General features: G+C 66.7%; 13 protein-coding genes. 6 read left to right on the top strand and 7 right to left on the bottom strand.

The features are described 5' to 3' along the window. Nucleotides 1-35: 35 nt before the first annotated feature. Complete coding sequence (locus LK540_RS20985; protein ID WP_229439270.1) at nt 36-596, top strand: porin family protein; 561 nt, start codon at nt 36-38, stop codon at nt 594-596. Between the two features lie 3 nt (nt 597-599). On the opposite strand, the gene LK540_RS20980 is transcribed toward LK540_RS20985, so the two are convergent. From LK540_RS20980 to LK540_RS20970, 3 genes are read right to left on the bottom strand one after another with little or no spacing between them, the layout of a single operon-like run. Further along, complete coding sequence (locus LK540_RS20980) at nt 600-1,316, bottom strand: MipA/OmpV family protein (protein WP_229439269.1); 717 nt, start codon at nt 1,314-1,316, stop codon at nt 600-602. Then, a complete protein-coding gene (locus LK540_RS20975) occupies nt 1,307-1,939 on the bottom strand; it encodes a response regulator transcription factor (RefSeq protein WP_229439268.1) in 633 nt (210 codons plus the stop codon). Before LK540_RS20975 ends, LK540_RS20980 begins: the two co-directional genes overlap by 10 nt. Next, nucleotides 1,936-3,198, bottom strand: coding sequence for a sensor histidine kinase (locus tag LK540_RS20970; RefSeq protein ID WP_229439267.1), 1,263 nt, complete (start codon nt 3,196-3,198; stop codon nt 1,936-1,938). The genes LK540_RS20975 and LK540_RS20970 overlap by 4 nt, the downstream gene beginning before the upstream one ends. Nucleotides 3,199-3,368: 170 nt before the next feature. Here LK540_RS20970 and LK540_RS20965 point away from each other — a divergent pair, with 170 nt between their 5' ends. Continuing rightward, entirely contained in the window at nt 3,369-4,118 is a 750-nt protein-coding gene (locus LK540_RS20965) for a hypothetical protein (RefSeq protein WP_229439266.1), read from the top strand. Between the two features lie 25 nt (nt 4,119-4,143). On the opposite strand, the gene LK540_RS20960 is transcribed toward LK540_RS20965, so the two are convergent. Continuing rightward, nucleotides 4,144-6,279 (bottom strand): NHL repeat-containing protein, encoded by a 2,136-nt coding sequence (locus LK540_RS20960; protein WP_229439265.1) that lies wholly within the window; start codon nt 6,277-6,279, stop codon nt 4,144-4,146. Nucleotides 6,280-6,447: 168 nt separating this feature from the next. Between LK540_RS20960 and LK540_RS20955 the strand changes: the two genes are divergently transcribed. Both LK540_RS20955 and LK540_RS20950 read left to right on the top strand, forming a co-directional pair. Then, nucleotides 6,448-7,488, top strand: coding sequence for an SDR family oxidoreductase (locus LK540_RS20955; protein WP_229439264.1), 1,041 nt, complete (start codon nt 6,448-6,450; stop codon nt 7,486-7,488). Between the two features lie 415 nt (nt 7,489-7,903). Next, complete coding sequence (locus LK540_RS20950; protein WP_229439263.1) at nt 7,904-8,605, top strand: PRC-barrel domain-containing protein; 702 nt, start codon at nt 7,904-7,906, stop codon at nt 8,603-8,605. 288 nt (nt 8,606-8,893) lie between these two features. On the opposite strand, the gene hrpA is transcribed toward LK540_RS20950, so the two are convergent. Continuing rightward, the gene (gene hrpA / locus LK540_RS20945; protein WP_229439262.1) at nt 8,894-13,285 is read right to left on the bottom strand and encodes an ATP-dependent RNA helicase HrpA; all 4,392 of its coding nucleotides are present in this window, start codon (nt 13,283-13,285) and stop codon (nt 8,894-8,896) included. A gap of 54 nt (nt 13,286-13,339) precedes the next feature. Here hrpA and argA point away from each other — a divergent pair, with 54 nt between their 5' ends. Together argA and LK540_RS20935 are read left to right on the top strand one after the other, a co-directional pair. Next, nucleotides 13,340-14,653, top strand: coding sequence for an amino-acid N-acetyltransferase (argA, locus tag LK540_RS20940; RefSeq protein ID WP_229439261.1), 1,314 nt, complete (start codon nt 13,340-13,342; stop codon nt 14,651-14,653). A gap of 159 nt (nt 14,654-14,812) precedes the next feature. Continuing rightward, nucleotides 14,813-15,085, top strand: a complete 273-nt coding sequence (locus tag LK540_RS20935) for an oxidative damage protection protein (protein ID WP_229439260.1) — start codon at nt 14,813-14,815, stop codon at nt 15,083-15,085. Here LK540_RS20935 and LK540_RS20930 read toward each other — a convergent pair whose 3' ends face one another. Together LK540_RS20930 and LK540_RS20925 are read right to left on the bottom strand one after the other, a co-directional pair. Continuing rightward, nucleotides 15,086-15,637 carry a DUF488 domain-containing protein gene (locus tag LK540_RS20930; RefSeq protein WP_229439259.1) on the bottom strand — a complete coding sequence of 184 codons (552 nt, stop codon included), beginning with the start codon at nt 15,635-15,637 and terminating at the stop codon, nt 15,086-15,088. It lies immediately after the preceding gene. Nucleotides 15,638-15,810: 173 nt separating this feature from the next. After that, nucleotides 15,811-16,470: a hypothetical protein gene (locus LK540_RS20925; RefSeq protein WP_229439258.1), complete on the bottom strand. Its 660-nt coding sequence runs from the start codon at nt 16,468-16,470 to the stop codon at nt 15,811-15,813.

Genomic DNA, 16,470 nt, shown 5'->3' with positions numbered 1-16,470 from the left:
CTAGAATCTGGGCTCCACCAACCAAGGAAAGCACCATGCTCAAATCACTCTTGCCCCTCGTCGTCGCCTCCCTGTTCGCATCGTCGGCGCATGCGCAGCAAGCATACGTCGGCGCCGCACTCGGCAACGGCACCAGCCTGAAGTACCGGACCGCGCCTGGCGCACCCGCCGGCGAGGACATGACCCTGTTCGGCAGACTGTACGGCGGCTATGCGTTCGACGACACCTGGGCGCTGGAAGGCGGTTTCGCGTCGTATGGAAAAGCGACGTTCGACAAGGCCGAGACCGGCGCGCCCTACGACACCACCCTGAAAACCAACCTGGTGTACGCGGCGGTACGCGCCAGCTACCGCCTCAACGATGCCTGGTCGTTCAACGGCAAGCTGGGCGCGGCGCGCCATTTCCAGGAACTGGACCAGGGCGACACGAGCACGCGACACCATGAAGTGCGGCCGATGTTCGGAATCGGCGCCGCCTACAACCTGACGCCAAGGGCCGCCCTGACACTGGAACTGAACGACTACGGCACGGTGCGCACGCCCGACTCGAAGCTCATCGTGCGCAAGCTCGAGGCGGGCGCCAGGTTCAGCTTCTGACATTCAGTAACGGTAGGTCAGCATCACCGACGACGCCAGGCTCCTGCGCCTGGCCACCCAGGGGCTGGTTGCCGCACTGCCTTCCAGCCGCCTGGATTCAAGCGTCATACTGGCGGTGTACTTCGGGTTTAATTCCCACAGCCAGGCGCCCTTCAGATAGACATCCTTTACTCCGCCCGACGCGTCCTTGCCGGCGTCGAAATTGGCCTGCAGGTAGCGCCGGTCCGACAGCCGCAGGCCGGCTGCAAGCCCGAGCGCGTGATGCGGCGCCACGCTGTTGAAAGACGCCAGCTGCAGGTCGAGCAGTCCGCCGTTGCCGCCGCCGGCCATGCGATGGCCACGCGCCCTGATGCTCAGGTTATGCAGCACCTGGTATTCCCAAAAGGCGCCGACGAGCGGCCGCGGGCTGCCATGCCCGCCATGCGCGGACACCCGGTCGCGCCCGAAGCTCAGCAGCGGCCCGTAGCGCAGGTGCGGCACGGTCGAGAGCTGCTTGCCCAGCCAGAGTCCCTGCAGGAATACGCCATTGCTCCACTCCCCTTCGAAGTGAGGGCGCAGAAAGGCCGAGCGCCGTGCGCTGCCCTCCTCCTCGTCCTGGTACACCAGCGCGGCGCCGACAACGAACTCGCGCGAGTGCTCGGGCATGAGAAAAGGCGCATCGGCGGCGCAGGCGGCGCCGGCCAGCAGCGCGGCCAGCGCCCAGACGGATCTCAGATGCACCCCATCTCCAGTCCACGCAGCACGGCGCGCACGCGGTCGCGCACGCCCAGCTTGGCGAGGATGCTGGACACGTGGTTCTTGATGGTGCCTTCGCTCGGCCCCAGCGCGGCGGCGATCTCGGCATTGTTGAAGCCCGCCGCCATCAGCGCCAGGATCTCGGTCTCGCGGCCGGTCAGCGCCGCTGCCGGTGCAGGCCCGATCTCGCTACTGCTGCGTTCATAGCTGGCGCGGGTACGCTCGGTCAGCGCGGGACGGAACAGGGTTGCGCCCGCCGCCACGCTGCGGATGCCATCGGCCAGGCGTTCGAGCGAAATGTCCTTCAACAGGAAGCCGCGGGCGCCGGCACGCATGCCGTCGAACAAGGCCGCGTCATCGTCGAAGGTGGTCAACAGGATCGTGGGCGGCAGTGCCGCGCCTTCGCGCTGCAGCAATTCGATGCCGGAAACCTCGGGCATGCGCACGTCCAGCAGCAGGACGTCCGCTTGCGCCGCGGCGATGACGCCTGGCGCGCCGGCGCCGTCGGCCGCTTCGGCCACTACGCGGATGTCGGGCGTCAGCTCCAGCAGGCCGCGTATGCCGCTGCGTACCAGCGTCTGGTCGTCCACCAGCACAACCCGGATCATGCCGCCACCCCGTACGCCGGCAGTTCGATCGACAGCGCGAAGCCGCGGCCGGACCTGCCGTCGATGCGCAGCATGCCGCCCAGTTCCGCCACCCGCTCGCGCATGCCGGCCAGGCCGTTGCCCTCGGGCGCGGCACTGCCGCGGCCATCGTCGGCCACCGACGCAACCAGCGCTTCGCCACGGCGCGCTACCCGGATCACCAGTCTCGACGCACGCGCATGGCGCATGGTATTCGTCAGTGCCTCCTGTACGCAGCAGAACAGGGCGTGGGCCGCCGCCGGCGAACAGGCGTCGATGTCGTCGGCCAGTTCGAGCGCGATCGCCGGCGCCGGAATGCCTGCGCATAACAGCCGCAGGGCCTGGCCGATACCGACCTGGCGCTGTTCGCGCTCCATGCCGACCACGCCGCGCACTTCCGACAGCAAGCCATGGGCCAGCTCGCGCGAGGTGTGCAGGGACGCGCCGGCGCCGGTCCCGGCCTGGCGTAGCGCCAGGTCGAGGTGCAGGTTGAGCGCAGTCAGGTGATGCCCGATGGAGTCGTGCAGGTCGCGCGCAATGCGCATGCGCTCGGATGCACGCACCGTGTCGCCCAGCAGCGCCTGGGTCGCCTGCAACTGCGCATGCGATGCGGCCAGCTTGAAACGCACTTCGCGGTCCTTGCGCACCAGCCAGGCGAAAGCAAAGGCCAGCGGCAGCATGCAGCGCTCGAAGACCAGCACCGCCAGCACCGTACGGACACTTGCGTCGCCCAGTTGCGACTCGGCCTGCAGCAGCAGCCAGGCGTCCAGCGCCATGCCCGCCACGAACTGTGCGGCCAGCCCGGCAAGGCCGGTGCGCAGCGGCAGCAGCGCCGCCAGCTGCACCGTCGCCAGCAGGCTGAAGACGAGCGAATCGAGCACCATGCCGATGGCCAGCTGGACTCCGATCAATAGCATCGTACCCGGGCCGCCCTTGCGGAAGGTGCAGCGGTACAGCAGGACGATGAAGAGCGCGATCAGCAGCGCCTCGGCGCCCACGAACAGGCGCAGCGCCAGCTCCGCTCTTTCCGAACCTGCCCTGACGAGCGAAGGCGCCGGCGTAAACATGGTCGCGACCTGGGTGGCAGCCATGCCGATCGGATTGTGCAGATTGTCTCCACTCGTCCCGCGCACCCAGCGCGACGCCAGTTCCGAGATGGCGCAAATGCCACCGGCGGCAAGCGCCGCGCCGGCGTAGCGCGTGGCGGCAGGCGGCCGTTCATGAAGAGGGAGTGGGTGCATGTTTGCGTTATGATATGTCCAAAATGCAATTTTACGCGAGCCCCTGCGGCGTAGGAAGCGTCTGGCCGCCCGGCCATGACTTTCGGCACATGGAAAGCACTTCCGGGGCGGCCATAGAATGGCGCTGCTGGATTACCACTGCGCCTTGACAGGATTCGATGAGGAAAACGATGTTCGCCGGCCTGGCGCTGGCTGTTGCAGCCTTGCTTGTGCAGGCCCGGGCCGCGCCGCAACCGGAGCAGGTACCGGAACCGGAACCGCCCAAGGTGTTCGTGAACGCGGCGCGCGACTCGGAATGGCACAGTTACCGGCGCGCCTACCAGGCGGCCCGCTTCTTCGAACCTTATCTGCGCACCCGGCCGCTGATCCAGGCGCACATGCAGATCCGCCCCTTGCGGCCGGACGTGCCGATGGAGGGCCTGCGCGTGCAAATCGTGGGCGAGACGACGAACGTCGAGATTGCGGTCGACGAAATCGGCCGCGCCGTGCTGCCCATGCTCAAGACCGCGTTTGACGAGGATGCCGTGCTGCGCCTGAACCGCCAGAAGGGCCACTACGCTTTCAGCGGACGCTACTCGATCCGGGAAAAGGCCGACGGCATCTATCCGTCCGCCGAACTGCGCGCGGCGTGCGCACAGTTGATCGATGCGCAGCGTGTATCGGGCTACCGCTTCCGGCTGCTGGGCAAGCACTGCGCCGGCGTCAAATTCGTCTACCGCCTGTCCGGTGGGCCGCCGCGGGTGCTGCATCGCGACGCGGCCGGTACCGAGCGGCTGCTGCCGATGAGCGAAGGACAGCCTTTCGAGAACAATACGATGGGGCGGTACAAGGTCGCGCTCTACCGGTTTGCCGACTGGCCGGCCGATGGCGTGGTGTTCACCGAGACAAAGCCGGTCGCCCTCGGCACCCTGTACGAATAAGCGCAGGCAGTCGAGGCGGCAGGATCTACTCCACCAATACGGAGAGGTCCCGCCCTTCCACGGCGACAAGCCCCGCGTAGTCGGCCACATACACCCGCAGGATGTATTCGCCCGGCGTCAGCCCGCCCACCTTCCAGCTCCCCGGCAGCGCCTGCCCACCCTGCAGGGTATTACTCACCGCATACGCAAAGCGCGTGGTCTTGCTGCCATATACCGTGATCCCGCTGCTGTCTGCATACATCAGCTTTACTGCCTCCTGATCGCGCGGCAGGCGATCGTACACCTGCGTGATCAAAGGCTGCTCGAAACCGGCCACCGGCGTCCCATCCGCACGCAGCACCTGGTAGCCCAGCTTGTACAGGCCCAGGCGCCGGCGCGCCAGGTTGCCGTCCATCTGGTCATACGCATCGACCACGATGTTCACGTCGCCCATCGCGCGCTCGATGCGCAGCGGCTCGCCCTTGCGCCCCGCCTTGATGCGCCGCCCGCCGCCGTCGTACAGGGCGATGCCGTTGATGGTCGGCGCGATCGTGTCGCGCAGGCCGATGAAAGGCAGCAGCAGCGGATTCGACGGCGCCCCGGCCGGGTAATGCTCCATGTGCACGTGCGCCATCGGATTGATGGTGCCGAGCGCATCGCCCACGGCAAAGCGGGTGCCGCGCTGCACGCGCACGCGCTCGGGCTTGCCGCGCGCGTCGAGCAGCAAATGGAAGCGCGGATCGAGCGCCTTGCCATTGCTCTCGCGCCCCACGCGCATGTGGATGTACGACAGCGGCCCGACGCTCATGCCCTCGACCAGGTTGCCGAAGGCCCAGTTCGGATACGGGTCGCTGACTTTGGAGGGCACGATGGCCAGCACGCGCGCGCCGACGTCGGCACGGATGTCCAGGCCCGCATGGAAGTGGTGGCGGCTTTCGCCATCGTAGCTGCCGCGCACCTCGCCCATCACGCCCACCACTTCGTGCACTTCGGTCTGCGGCCCCACCGGCCAGGGCATCGGTTCGGTGCGCGTGACCGGCGCCGCCGGCAGGGGTGTCGGTACCGCTTCGCCCTGGCGCGGCGCGGCCAGCGAGAACACGCGCAGCGCCTGGGCGTCGGCCACCACCAGGCTGCCGTCGCGGCGCACGGCAATGCCGCGCGGCCCGAACAGGCGCACCGTGCCGTCGCTGCCATAGCTGGTTTCCGGCGGACGGTCGGTGTCAGGCAGCGCGTGATAGGTGAAGTCCGGTGCGATCTGGACGATGCGCCCGCCCGCGCCGCTGGACACGTACAGGTAGCCGTCTTTTGTGAGCGCCAGCCCGGCGGGCCGGGTCAGCACCGGCTTCGGCTCGCCGGGGATCGGCGCCGCGACCGTCGTTACCATACCGTCCGCGCCGATGCGGCGGACCGCGTTGTTGCCGGTATCGGCCACGAACAGCGTACCGGCCTTGTCGACCGCGATGCCGACCGGCGTATCGAAGCTGGCCGTGGCGGCGGCGCCGTCCATCGCACCCGGCCGGCCATTCCCGGCCACCGTGGTCACCGCGCCGTCCGGGGCGATGCGGCGGATGCGGTCGTTGTAGGTATCGGCGACAAACACGTTGCCATCCCGGTCGACCGCCACGCCCACTGGGCCGTTGAAGCGCGCCGTGCGGCCGATGCCATCGAGGTAGCCGGGCTGGCCATCGCCGGCGAGCGTGGTCACGCTGCCGTCGCGCGCGATCTTGCGGATCGCGTGGTTGCCGGTGTCGGCCACGTACAGATTGCCGGCGCGGTCCAGCGCCAGCGCGGACGGGGTGTTGAAGGCAGCCGCTTCCCGCATGCCGTCGGCAAAGCCTTCGCGCCCGCCGGCGTAGGTGCCGACCACGCCGTCCGCGCCGATGCGGCGGATGCGGTTGCTGTCGCCGCCGTCGGCGATGAAGACGTTGCCCTTCACGTCGACCACCACGCCGAAGGGGTCGCTGAAGCGGCTGACGGCGGTGCCGTCGACCACACCGTTGATGCCGTCGCCGGCCAGCGGCGTCACGCGCGCCGTCCATGAGGGCTGGGTGGCCGCCTCGAGCAGCGGCAGCAAGGCGCGGCGCGGTGCGCTGGCGTCGCCGCTGTTCGTGAAGTACCAGGCTGCGCCGCCGCCCAGGAGAACGGCGCCTGCCAGCGCCGCGATGACCGTTATTCGTTTCACTGCTTACCGCCCGCTCGTTGCTGAACCCGGCAGTCTACCCGATCGGCAGGGTTTGCATTGGCGCCTCGCGCCTACCGTATGCCGCACTCTGCCGGGAATCGCTACCATCGATTACAGCCGCCGACACCGTCGGGTCGCGGCGCCACTTTCACCAACCCAGGAGCACACATGGATTCGAACAACGAGAAGCCGGCCGATGGTGCGCAGCCATCGCGCCGACGCTTCGTCAGCACCGTCGCCACCGGTCTTGCCGCATCGGCCGCCGCAGTCGCCACTTCCCCCGCCATGGCCCAGAACGGTGATGCCGCGCCAGGCCAGCCGCCCGCCGGCCGCGCAAAGGATGCCGCCGCACGCTACCCGCGCCCGCCCTTCGCCGTGCAGTCGCAGCCCTGGCCCGCGCTGGCCAGCAAGATGAACCCGCGCCCCGACCACGGCGAGACCACCTACCGCGGCAGCGGACGCCTGGCCGGGCGCAAGGCACTCGTCACCGGCGGCGACTCGGGCATCGGCCGCGCCGCCGTCATCGCCTTTGCGCGCGAAGGCGCAGACGTCGCCATCAACTACCTGCCGGCCGAGGAAGCCGATGCGCGCGAAGTAGTAAAACTGATCCAGGACGCCGGCCGCAAGGCGGTGGCCATTCCCGGCGACATCCGCGACGAAGCCTTTTGCCGCAAGCTCGTGGCCGAGGCGGTGCGCCAGCTGGGCGGGCTCGATATCCTGGTCAACAACGCGGCGCGCCAGCAGTCGCACGACTTCATCCTCGAGCTCACGACCGAGCAGTTCGACTGGACCTTCAAGACCAACGTGTATGCGATGTTCTGGATCACGAAGGCGGCGATTCCGCACCTGAAACAGGGCAGCTGCATCATCAACACCGCTTCGGTGCAGGCCTACAGCCCGTCGGAGAACCTGCTCGACTATGCATCGACGAAATCGGCCCAGGTGGCATTCACCAAGTCGCTGGCCAAGCAGCTGGGCAAGAAAGGCATCCGCGTGAACGCGATCGCACCGGGGCCGATCTGGACGCCGTTGCAGGTCTGCGGCGGGCAGACGCCGGAAAACCTGAAGAAGTTCGGGGAAGAGTCGCCGATGGGCCGCCCAGGCCAGCCGGCCGAACTGGCGCTGGCGTTCGTGACGCTGGCGGCGGACGAGTCGAGCTACACGACCGGGCAGGTGTACGGCGTGGCCGGGGGCGCGGGGAATCCGTAATCGCCGCCGCTACTACGGCAAGGATCGACGGCCGCGCGGGACAAGCGTCCTGGAGCGGCCGGCAAGGCTTGCCGGTAATGCGATCAGCGCTTGCGCAGCAGGCGCGTCAGCAGCGACGAGATCGAGCGGGTCGGGATCAGTTTGCCCAATGGGCCGGGGTGGTTGCAGCGCGAAGTGACGGTCATCTCTTTAGCCTCCGAAACATTACTTGGCAGAATAACTACACAGCTGAGTTTCTTCTGTGCGCCAGCGCGCATAGCGCTATCTTAGGCATGCTCGAATGACGCTACCGTGACAGGCAAACGCGCGCGCCCCGGCACGATTGAGCCATATCATGGGTGCAGCAAGGACGGCCCCTATCCTCGACAGGCGAGCGCTTGCAACCATATTTTCCATACAGACCAGGGAGAACGAAATGGGCTACGCAGATCGTGACAAATATGGCATGTACAAGGACACCGGCAGCGTCGGTCCCGGCCCCTCGCTGATGGGCGCCGACACGCTGATCGGCGACAGCGTCGTCAACGGGGCGGAAGAAGACCTCGGCGACATCAAGGAAATCATGCTCGACATGAACACCGGCCAGGTGGCCTACGCCGTGCTCGCCTTTGGCGGCTTCCTCGGCATGGGCGAAAAACTGTTCGCCGTGCCCTGGCAGGCCCTGCACCTCGACACCGTGAACAAGCGCTTCGTGCTGAACGTCGAGAAGGAACGCCTGAAAACGGCGCCCGGCTTCAACAAGGATTCCTGGCCCGACATGGCCGACGTCACCTGGGCTAACGGAATCCACAGTTTCTATGGCACCGACCCGAGCCGCGGCGGCGCCCCGACCATGGGTCCGGGCGTGGTGATGAGCGGAACGGTGGGCGGGCTGAGCGGCTCGGCCTCGAGCATGGGTGCGGGCGGCGGGCTGGGTGCCGGGCATGCGGGCAGCGGTACGGGTGCGGGTGCGGGCGGGAGCCTGGGCGGCGCCGGTGGAGGCACGATGGGTAGCGGCACGGGGATCAGCGACGATTCGGCGCTGGGCACCGGCGGTGGCGGCAGCATCGATCCGCGTCCGGGCAACCTGGGCGATGACAAGGACCTGAGCAAGATCAGGGGTAGCAATATCGGTTAAGAGTGACCGAGAGATCCGCCATCAACTTGGTGGCGGAGCTTCCGCAAGCCTGCGGCTACAACCGTACGGTGGGCACTCCGTGCCCACGCGAACGCATGCGCCGTGTTGGCTTCTCATGCTGACGCAGCCTAATCACACCAACACAGCATCCCAAAGCGCCAAGTTAGCGCCAACAATATCGCCGGCGTTCCGGAGCGCATCATCCCCGCCGCCGACGTTGGACGAGCACGTAACCGCGTGGGCACGGAGTGCCCACCGTACGGTTACTGCCGCTGGCCGAAAACGGCCTTAGCGAATCATCGACTCCCACACCTTCTGCAGTCGCTTCGCCGACACCGGCATCGGCGTCCTCAACTCCTGCGCAAACAAGGACACGCGCAATTCCTCCAGCATCCAGCGATACTCCGTCATGCGCGGGTCCAGGCTCTTGCCCGGCTGTTTGGAAATGCGCTGATACTGGCTGGCCGCGTTCTGCCATTCCGCCATCAACTGCGCATCGCGCGACGGATTCCCGCGCAGCTTTTCAAGCCGCACGTTCATCGCCTTCAGGTAACGCGGGAGGTGCGCCAGCTGGCTGTATTCGTTATCGGCAATGAAGCGCTTGTGCACCAACGCCTGCAACTGCGCCTGCATGTCGGCCGCCACCGGCGCAGCCAAGCCATTCAAGCGCTTCGGCATGCCATGGAACTCCGACAAAATCGACCCCACCAGGCGCGCGATCTCGTTGATCAGCAAGCCGATGCGTCCCTTGCCCTCGTCCTTGCGCTTGTTGAACGAGGCAGCATCGTGCGGCAGCGGGTCTTGCAGGCAGGCGATGTCGATCGCCTTCTGGATGATCTGGTCGCGCAGCTCCTCCTGCGAACCCACCGTCATGAACTGCATGCCCATGCCCTGCAGCCCCGGGATGTTCTTTTCGGCAAACTTCAGCTGGTCCTTCAACTGCAGCGCAAACAGCCGGCGCAGGCCGATGCGGTGCGTGCGCGCCGCCACGTTCGGATCGTCGAACACCTCGATGTCGCAATGCGTGCCCTTGTCCACCAGCGCCGGGAAGCCGATCAGCGTCAGCTTACCCTGCTTGATTTCCAATAGCTCCGGCAGCTCGCCGAAGCTCCAGCTGGTCAGCCCCGTATGCTGGCTGACGGCCGGCGCCGCAGCCGGAGCAGGCGCATTCCCGCCCTTCCCCTTGCCCTGCGGCGCAGGTGCAGCCGAGGCAGCGGCAGGCGCGGCTACCGGCGTCGAAGGCGCCTTGCCCTTGCCCCAGGCCGCCGGCGTCGCCACGGCAGGCCGCAGACCGCCCACGGCCGCCGGCGCCGCTTCTGCCATCTTCTGGAAACTCTCGCGCGCCTGGCTGCCGAGTTCGGCCTGCAAGGTGGCGAGATTGCGCCCCATGTCCAGCTGGCGCCCATGCTCGTCGATCACCTTGAAGTTCATGAACAGGTGGGCCGGCAGGGTCTCCAGTTTGAAGTCGCCGGTCAGCACGTTCACGCCGGTCTCGGCGCGCACGTCCGCAATCAGCACGTCGATCAGGTCGCCACGTCCGAACACGCCCGCCGCATGGATGCGCTCGACGAAGCGCGCCGCGTAGTCCGGCAGCGGCACGCAGTGGCGGCGCAGCTTTTGCGGCAGGGACTTCAGCATCAGGTGCACGCGCTCCTTCAGCATGCCCGGCACCAGCCAGGCCGCGCGCTCCTGCGGAATCTGGTTCAACGCGAACAGCGGCACCGACAGGGTCACGCCATCGCGCACACTGCCCGGCTCGAAATGATAGGACAGGCCCATCTCGATGCCGGTCACGTTCATCGTCTTCGGGAACAGCTCGGTGGTCACGCCGGCCGCCTCGTGGCGCATCAGTTCTTCGCGGTTCAGGTACAGCAGCTTGGGGTTGTCGCGCGAGGCGTCCTTGTACCACTTCTCGAAGCCGGCGCCGTTCACCACGTCCTTCGGAATCTCGGCGTCATAAAACGCCGCGATCAGTTGGTCGTCGACCAGCACGTCCTGGCGCCGCGACTTGTGCTCGAGGTTCTCGATCTCCTTGATCAGCTTGAGGTTGTGCGCGTAGAAGGGTTGGCGCGTGTCGTAGTCGCCGGCGACCAGTGCGTCGCGGATGAAGATCTCGCGCGCCTCGTACGGGTTGTGCAGCGCGTAGTTGATGCGCCGCCCGCTGTAGACCACGATGCCGTACAGGGTCGCGCGTTCCAGCGCACTGACCTGCGCCGGACGCTTTTCCCAGCGCGGCTCGCCCCAGGATTTCTTCAGCAGGTGCCCGCCGATCTTTTCCAGCCACTCGGGCTGGATTTGCGCCACGGTGCGCGCGTACAGGCGCGTGGTCTCGACCAGTTCGGCCGCCATGATCCATTTGCCGGGCTTTTTCACCAGCGAGGAACCCGGCCACACGTGGAACTTGATGCCGCGCGCGCCCAGGTAACCGGCGCCCGGCTCGTCCTCGCCCTTGAAGCCGATGTTCCCCAGCAGGCCGGTCAACAGCGCCAGGTGCAATTGGTCGTAGGTGGCGGCGGCCGCGTTCAGGCGCCAGCCCTGCTCGCGCACGATGGTCAGCAATTGCGAATGCACGTCGCGCCACTCGCGCAGGCGCACCTGCGACAGGAAGTTGGCGCGGCAGTTTTCCTGCAGCAGGCGGTTCGACTTCTTGTGCGCGATGGCGTCCTCGAACCAGGCCCAGATCTTCAGGTAGCTGTTGAACTCGGACTTCTCGTCGGCGAACTTCTTGTGCTTCTCGTCGGCCTGCTGCTGGTATTCCATCGGCCGGTCGCGCGGGTCCTGCACCGACAGGGCGGACGCAATGATCAGCATCTCGTTCAGGCAGTCGTTGTCGACAGCCGCCAGGATCATGCGGCCCACGCGCGGGTCGAGCGGCAGGCGCGCGAGCTTGCGGCCGAGCGGCGTCAGTTCGTTGGTGTCGTCGACGGCGCCGACTTCCTGCAGCAGCTGGTAGCCGTCGGCAATCGCGCGGCCTTGCGGCGGCTCGATGAAGGGGAAGGTCTCCACATCCGTCAGGTGCAGCGACTTCATGCGCAGGATGACGGCCGCCAGCGACGAACGCAAGATTTCCGGCTCGGTGAATTTCGGACGCTGCAGGAAGTCGTCTTCCTCATACAGGCGGATGCAGACGCCGTCGGCCACGCGGCCGCAACGGCCGGCGCGCTGGTTCGCCGCCGACTGCGCGATCGGTTCCACCTGCAGCTGCTCGACCTTGTTACGGAAGCTGTAGCGTTTGACGCGCGCCAGGCCGGCATCGACCACGTAGCGGATGCCGGGTACGGTCAGCGAAGTCTCGGCCACGTTGGTCGCCAGGACGATGCGGCGCGCATTCGTGGTGCGAAACACCTTGTCCTGCTCCTCCACCGACAGGCGCGCGAACAGCGGCAGGATCTCGACATGCGGCGGATGCTGCTTGCGCAGGGCTTCGGCGCAGTCGCGGATCTCGCGCTCGCCCGGCAGGAAGACCAGCACGTCGCCCTGGCCGATGCGGCACAGTTCATCCACGCCATCGACCACGGCGTCGATCAGGTCGCGCTTGTCGCGCGCCTGTTGCGCCTTCGGGGCGGGCTTGTTGTCGACGCCGCCGCCAACGACCACAGGATCGCGGTCGACCGGACGATAACGCACTTCCACCTTGTACAGGCGGCCCGAGACCTCGATAACGGGCACCGCCGGCTTGCCTTCCTGGGCAAAGTGGCGCGCGAAGCGATCGGCGTCGATGGTCGCCGACGTGATGATGATCTTCAGGTCCGGACGGCGCGGCAGCAGCTGCTTCAGGTAGCCGAGCAGGAAGTCGATGTTCAGGCTGCGTTCGTGCGCTTCGTCGATGATGATGGTGTCGTAGGCACGCAGCAGCGGGTCGGTCTGGGTTTCGGCCAGCAGGATACCGTCGGTCATCAGCTTCACCGAGGCGCCCGGCTGCAGGGTGTCGTTGAAGCGCACCTTGAAGCCCACGTGCTCGCCCAGCGGCGAACCGAGTTCCTGGGCGATGCGCTTGGCCGTCGAGGACGCGGCGATACGGCGCGGCTGGGTGTGGCCGATCAGCGCGTTCTCGCCGCGGCCCAGCTCCAGGCAAATCTTCGGCAGCTGGGTCGTCTTGCCGGAACCGGTTTCGCCCGACACGATCACGACCTGGTGCTCCATCAGCGCCTTGGCGATCTCGGCGCGGCGGCCCGATACCGGCAGGTCCTCGGGATAGCTGATCGGTGGCAGCGGATTGCGCACGCGCGGCGCGCGCGGCGCCCTGGCGTCGTCGCGCGGTGGACGTGGCGCACGTTCGGCGCGCTCGCCCTGCGGTGCACGCTCGGCACGCTCGCCCTGCGGCTGGCGCGGCTGGCGTGGCTCGCGTGGCTGCCCGTCCTGCGCCGGCCTGTCTTTTGCACTACGCTCGCCCTGCGGCTGACGTGGCTCGCGCGGCTGCGGCTTGTCCTGCGCGCCGCGCTCGTTCTGCGGCCGCGGCGCACGCTGCGCGCGGCGCTCGCCCTGCTCGCCGCCCTGCGCTTGCGCACCGCCCTCGCCCGCATGCCGGCGTTCGCCTTTCGTCTGCAAACGCCCGTCCGGCGTCTGCGTCATCGGCGCGCGCAACTCGCCGCCGGCACGCTCGCGCCGCGGGTTCGATTCGGATGGAGAAGATGCTGCGCGCGCCGCGTCCGGCGAAGGCTTGTTACTCTGTTCAGACATTGTTTTTACGAGGTATTTGGTGCGCAAGTCGCGCAGCGAATTATAATGCGGCAAATGGAAAACCCTACCCAATTCGTCCAGTGGCTGCGCTCTGTCGCGCCGTATATTCATGCATTTGGCGGCAAGACTTTCGTCGTCGCTTTCCCGGGTGAACTCGTGGCCGCCGGCGCCCTGCCGGTGCTGGCGCAAGACCTGTCCCTGCTGGTCGCACTCGGCATTCGCATCGTGCTGGTGCACGGTTCGCGTCCGCAGGTGGCCGAGCAGCTCGGCCTGCGCAATGTCGAAGGCCGCTTCCATAACGGCGTGCGGATCACCGACACCGCCGCCATGGAATGCGCCAAGGAAGCCGCCGGCGAACTGCGTCTCGACATCGAGGCCGCCTTCAGCCAGGGCTTGCCGAACACGCCGATGTCGAACGCCCAGATCAGCATCGTGTCGGGTAACTTCGTGATCGCCCGCCCGCTCGGCGTGATCGACGGCGTCGACTTCGAACTCACCGGCATGACGCGCAAGATCGCGGCCGACAAGATCGCACCGATCCTGCAAACCGAAGACAACCTGGTGCTGCTGTCGCCGCTGGGCTTCTCGCCGACCGGCGAGGTGTTCAACCTGACGATGGAAGACGTGGCCGCCTCGGCCGCCATCGCCCTCCACGCCGACAAGCTGATCTACATTACCGAAACGCCGATGATGACGGATGCTGCCGGCGCCGAGATCCGCGAATTGTCGTCGCACCAGGCCGAAGCCGTGCTGCAGGCCGGCTTCCTGCCGCAGGATGCGTCGTTCTACCTGCAGCACGCCATCAAGGCCTGCAACAGCGGCGTCGACCGCGCCCACATCGTGCCCTTCCAGATGGACGGCTCGGCCCTGCTCGAACTGTTCACCCACGACGGCGTGGGCACCATGATCAGCCACGAGAACCTGGAAAGCCTGCGCCAGGCCACAATTGAGGACGTTGGCGGAATTATCAAGCTCATCGAACCACTGGAAGCCGACGGCACCTTGGTCTATCGTGGCCGCGAGCTGATCGAACGCGAGATCGACCAGTTCTCGGTGATCGAGCACGATGGCGTGATCTTCGGCTGCGCGGCGCTCTACCCGTTCCCGGACGCGAAGATGGGCGAGATGGCCTGCCTGACCGTGAACCCCGACGTCCAGGCCCAGGGCGACGGCGAGCGCATCCTGAAGCACATGGAAAACCGCGCGCGCGCCGCCGGGCTGACCAAGCTGTTCGTGCTGACCACGCGCACCGCGCACTGGTTCAAGAAGCGCGGCTTCCAGCCGGCCACCGTCGACGACCTGCCGAAGGACCGCGCCCACATGTATAACTGGCAGCGCAAGAGTCAGATTTTCATCAAGACTTTATAATCTCGGTTTTAGAACCTCAAATAAACCGTCGCGAGCGGCAGCAATGTTGGCCGAGAAGCGCAGCTGTACGGTTGTACAGCGAGCATCGCAGGCCGACAGTGCAACGCGCAGCAGGTTTGTTTGAGGTTCCCTTTACTCACGAATTTCAGGAGCACAACCATGGCCCGCACCGTCAACTGCATCAAACTCAAGAAGGAAGCCGAAGGCCTGGACTTCCCGCCCGTGCCAGGCGAAATGGGCAAGAAGCTCTACATGCAGGTTTCGAAAGAAGCCTGGCAGGCATGGCTGAAGCACCAGACCATGCTGATCAACGAAAACCGCCTGAACCTGGCCGACGACCGCGCGCGCAAGTACCTGGCCACGCAGATGGAAAAGCACTTCTTCGGCGAAGGCGCGGACCAGGCTGTCGGCTACGTGCCGCCGACCGCGTAATCAGAGATCGAGTCCCAGCTGCTCGCCCCCTTCGGGCGGGTAGATGATGCGGGTGCCCTCCACCTGCGCGAACGGCGTCAGCTTGTGCGGACGCCGTTTTTGTTTGCCGATGATGTCTTCCACCTCCACCCCGCGCACCAGCAGCGCATCGCCCACCAGCGAACGGTGGCAGCGCCAGGGCACGGCTTCGGCGCACATCAGGGCGCAGCGCGTGGTCTCGGCCAGGTCGACCACCAGGTCCACGTTCCTGTTGAATTCCGGCGTCTGCATGTAGTCCGCGTAGCCCTGGAACGAGGTATTGCGCCAGCCGCCGTTGGGCGAATCCGGGCGCGGACGGCGCAGCCCGCCCAGGCCGGGAATCTGGCGGTAGGCGATGCCGGCTTCCTTCAGCGAGGCCGGCAACTGGTCTTGCCCGAACTGCGGATTGTGGCGCGACTTGGGAACGGTGCGGATATCGAGCACGCACTCGACCTCGTTCAGGCGCAGCAGCTCGATGAATTCCTCGATGGACTGGTTCGAATGGCCGATGGTGCAGACGGTGTGCGTGCTCACGGGGGTCTCCGGCGGGTAGGAGTCCTATTGTCGCGCAGGTGCGCGAACGGCAGCGCAAAGTAGCAAGGTAGGGTGGGCACTTGTGCCCACGCGGTAGAACATCAGATGATCGTACTGCTTCGCGAAGCGGTGGGGTGTACGAGAGTACGACCGCGTGGGCACAAGTGCCCACCCTACACGGTTTCGGCTGCGCGCTTCGACGCCTTCACCGGTGCCTTGTACCCCAGCACCACACCCTGCGCCAGCACCAGCGCCACATATCCCACCAGCTCGCACAACTCTTCCAGCACCTGCGAATGCGCCACCCAATCGCGCGCAAACGCCGGCACATGTCCTTCCCCGAAGGTCGAGCCGAGCGCGGCGCCGAGCACCACGAGCACGCACATCCAGGGGAAGCCGCCGCCCACGATCACACGCTTCAGGTAGCGGTGCACGCCATGACGCCAGCCGGTCACGAACGACGCCAGCACCAGCAAGCCGGCAATCGCCGGCACCAGCGGCCGGTAAGGCAGCACGCGCGACGAGAACACCGGCCCTTCGGGTCCGAAGCCCAGCGGCGGCAGGAACACGGCGCCCCAGCTCAGTTCGCGGCTGGCCAGCAGGAACCAGACCGGCACTGCGCACAGGCCCAGCATGGCGGCGCCGTCTCTCGGGCCGCGCAGCCAGGCACGGCCCGCCAGCACCAGGCCGGCCAGCAAGACCACTACCTGGGCATTTTCGATGATCCCGTTTTCCCAGCTCCATGCCAGCGGAATGACGAGCGACAGCGGATAACAGAGCAACAGGCACAGCAGCAAGACGCGCTGCAGGCCGACAAACGATTTGGTATGCAT

The sequence above is a fragment of the Massilia sp. IC2-278 genome (genome assembly GCF_020708045.1).
Classification (GTDB): domain Bacteria; phylum Pseudomonadota; class Gammaproteobacteria; order Burkholderiales; family Burkholderiaceae_D; genus Telluria.
Note: the sequence above shows the minus strand (reverse complement) of the source record. Positions and strands in the feature narration are given on the sequence as shown.

What these genes read in the sequence shown, in the direction of transcription:
- LK540_RS20985 (WP_229439270.1), top strand. Translation starts at nt 36, where the DNA reads ATGCTCAAATCACTCTTGCCCCTCGTCGTCGCCTCCCTGTTCGCATCG.
- LK540_RS20975 (WP_229439268.1), bottom strand. Translation starts at nt 1,939, where the DNA reads ATGATCCGGGTTGTGCTGGTGGACGACCAGACGCTGGTACGCAGCGGC.
- LK540_RS20970 (WP_229439267.1), bottom strand. Translation starts at nt 3,198, where the DNA reads ATGCACCCACTCCCTCTTCATGAACGGCCGCCTGCCGCCACGCGCTAC.
- LK540_RS20965 (WP_229439266.1), top strand. Translation starts at nt 3,369, where the DNA reads ATGTTCGCCGGCCTGGCGCTGGCTGTTGCAGCCTTGCTTGTGCAGGCC.
- LK540_RS20955 (WP_229439264.1), top strand. Translation starts at nt 6,448, where the DNA reads ATGGATTCGAACAACGAGAAGCCGGCCGATGGTGCGCAGCCATCGCGC.
- LK540_RS20950 (WP_229439263.1), top strand. Translation starts at nt 7,904, where the DNA reads ATGGGCTACGCAGATCGTGACAAATATGGCATGTACAAGGACACCGGC.
- hrpA (WP_229439262.1), bottom strand. Translation starts at nt 13,285, where the DNA reads ATGTCTGAACAGAGTAACAAGCCTTCGCCGGACGCGGCGCGCGCAGCA.
- argA (WP_229439261.1), top strand. Translation starts at nt 13,340, where the DNA reads ATGGAAAACCCTACCCAATTCGTCCAGTGGCTGCGCTCTGTCGCGCCG.
- LK540_RS20935 (WP_229439260.1), top strand. Translation starts at nt 14,813, where the DNA reads ATGGCCCGCACCGTCAACTGCATCAAACTCAAGAAGGAAGCCGAAGGC.
- LK540_RS20925 (WP_229439258.1), bottom strand. Translation starts at nt 16,470, where the DNA reads ATGCATACCAAATCGTTTGTCGGCCTGCAGCGCGTCTTGCTGCTGTGC.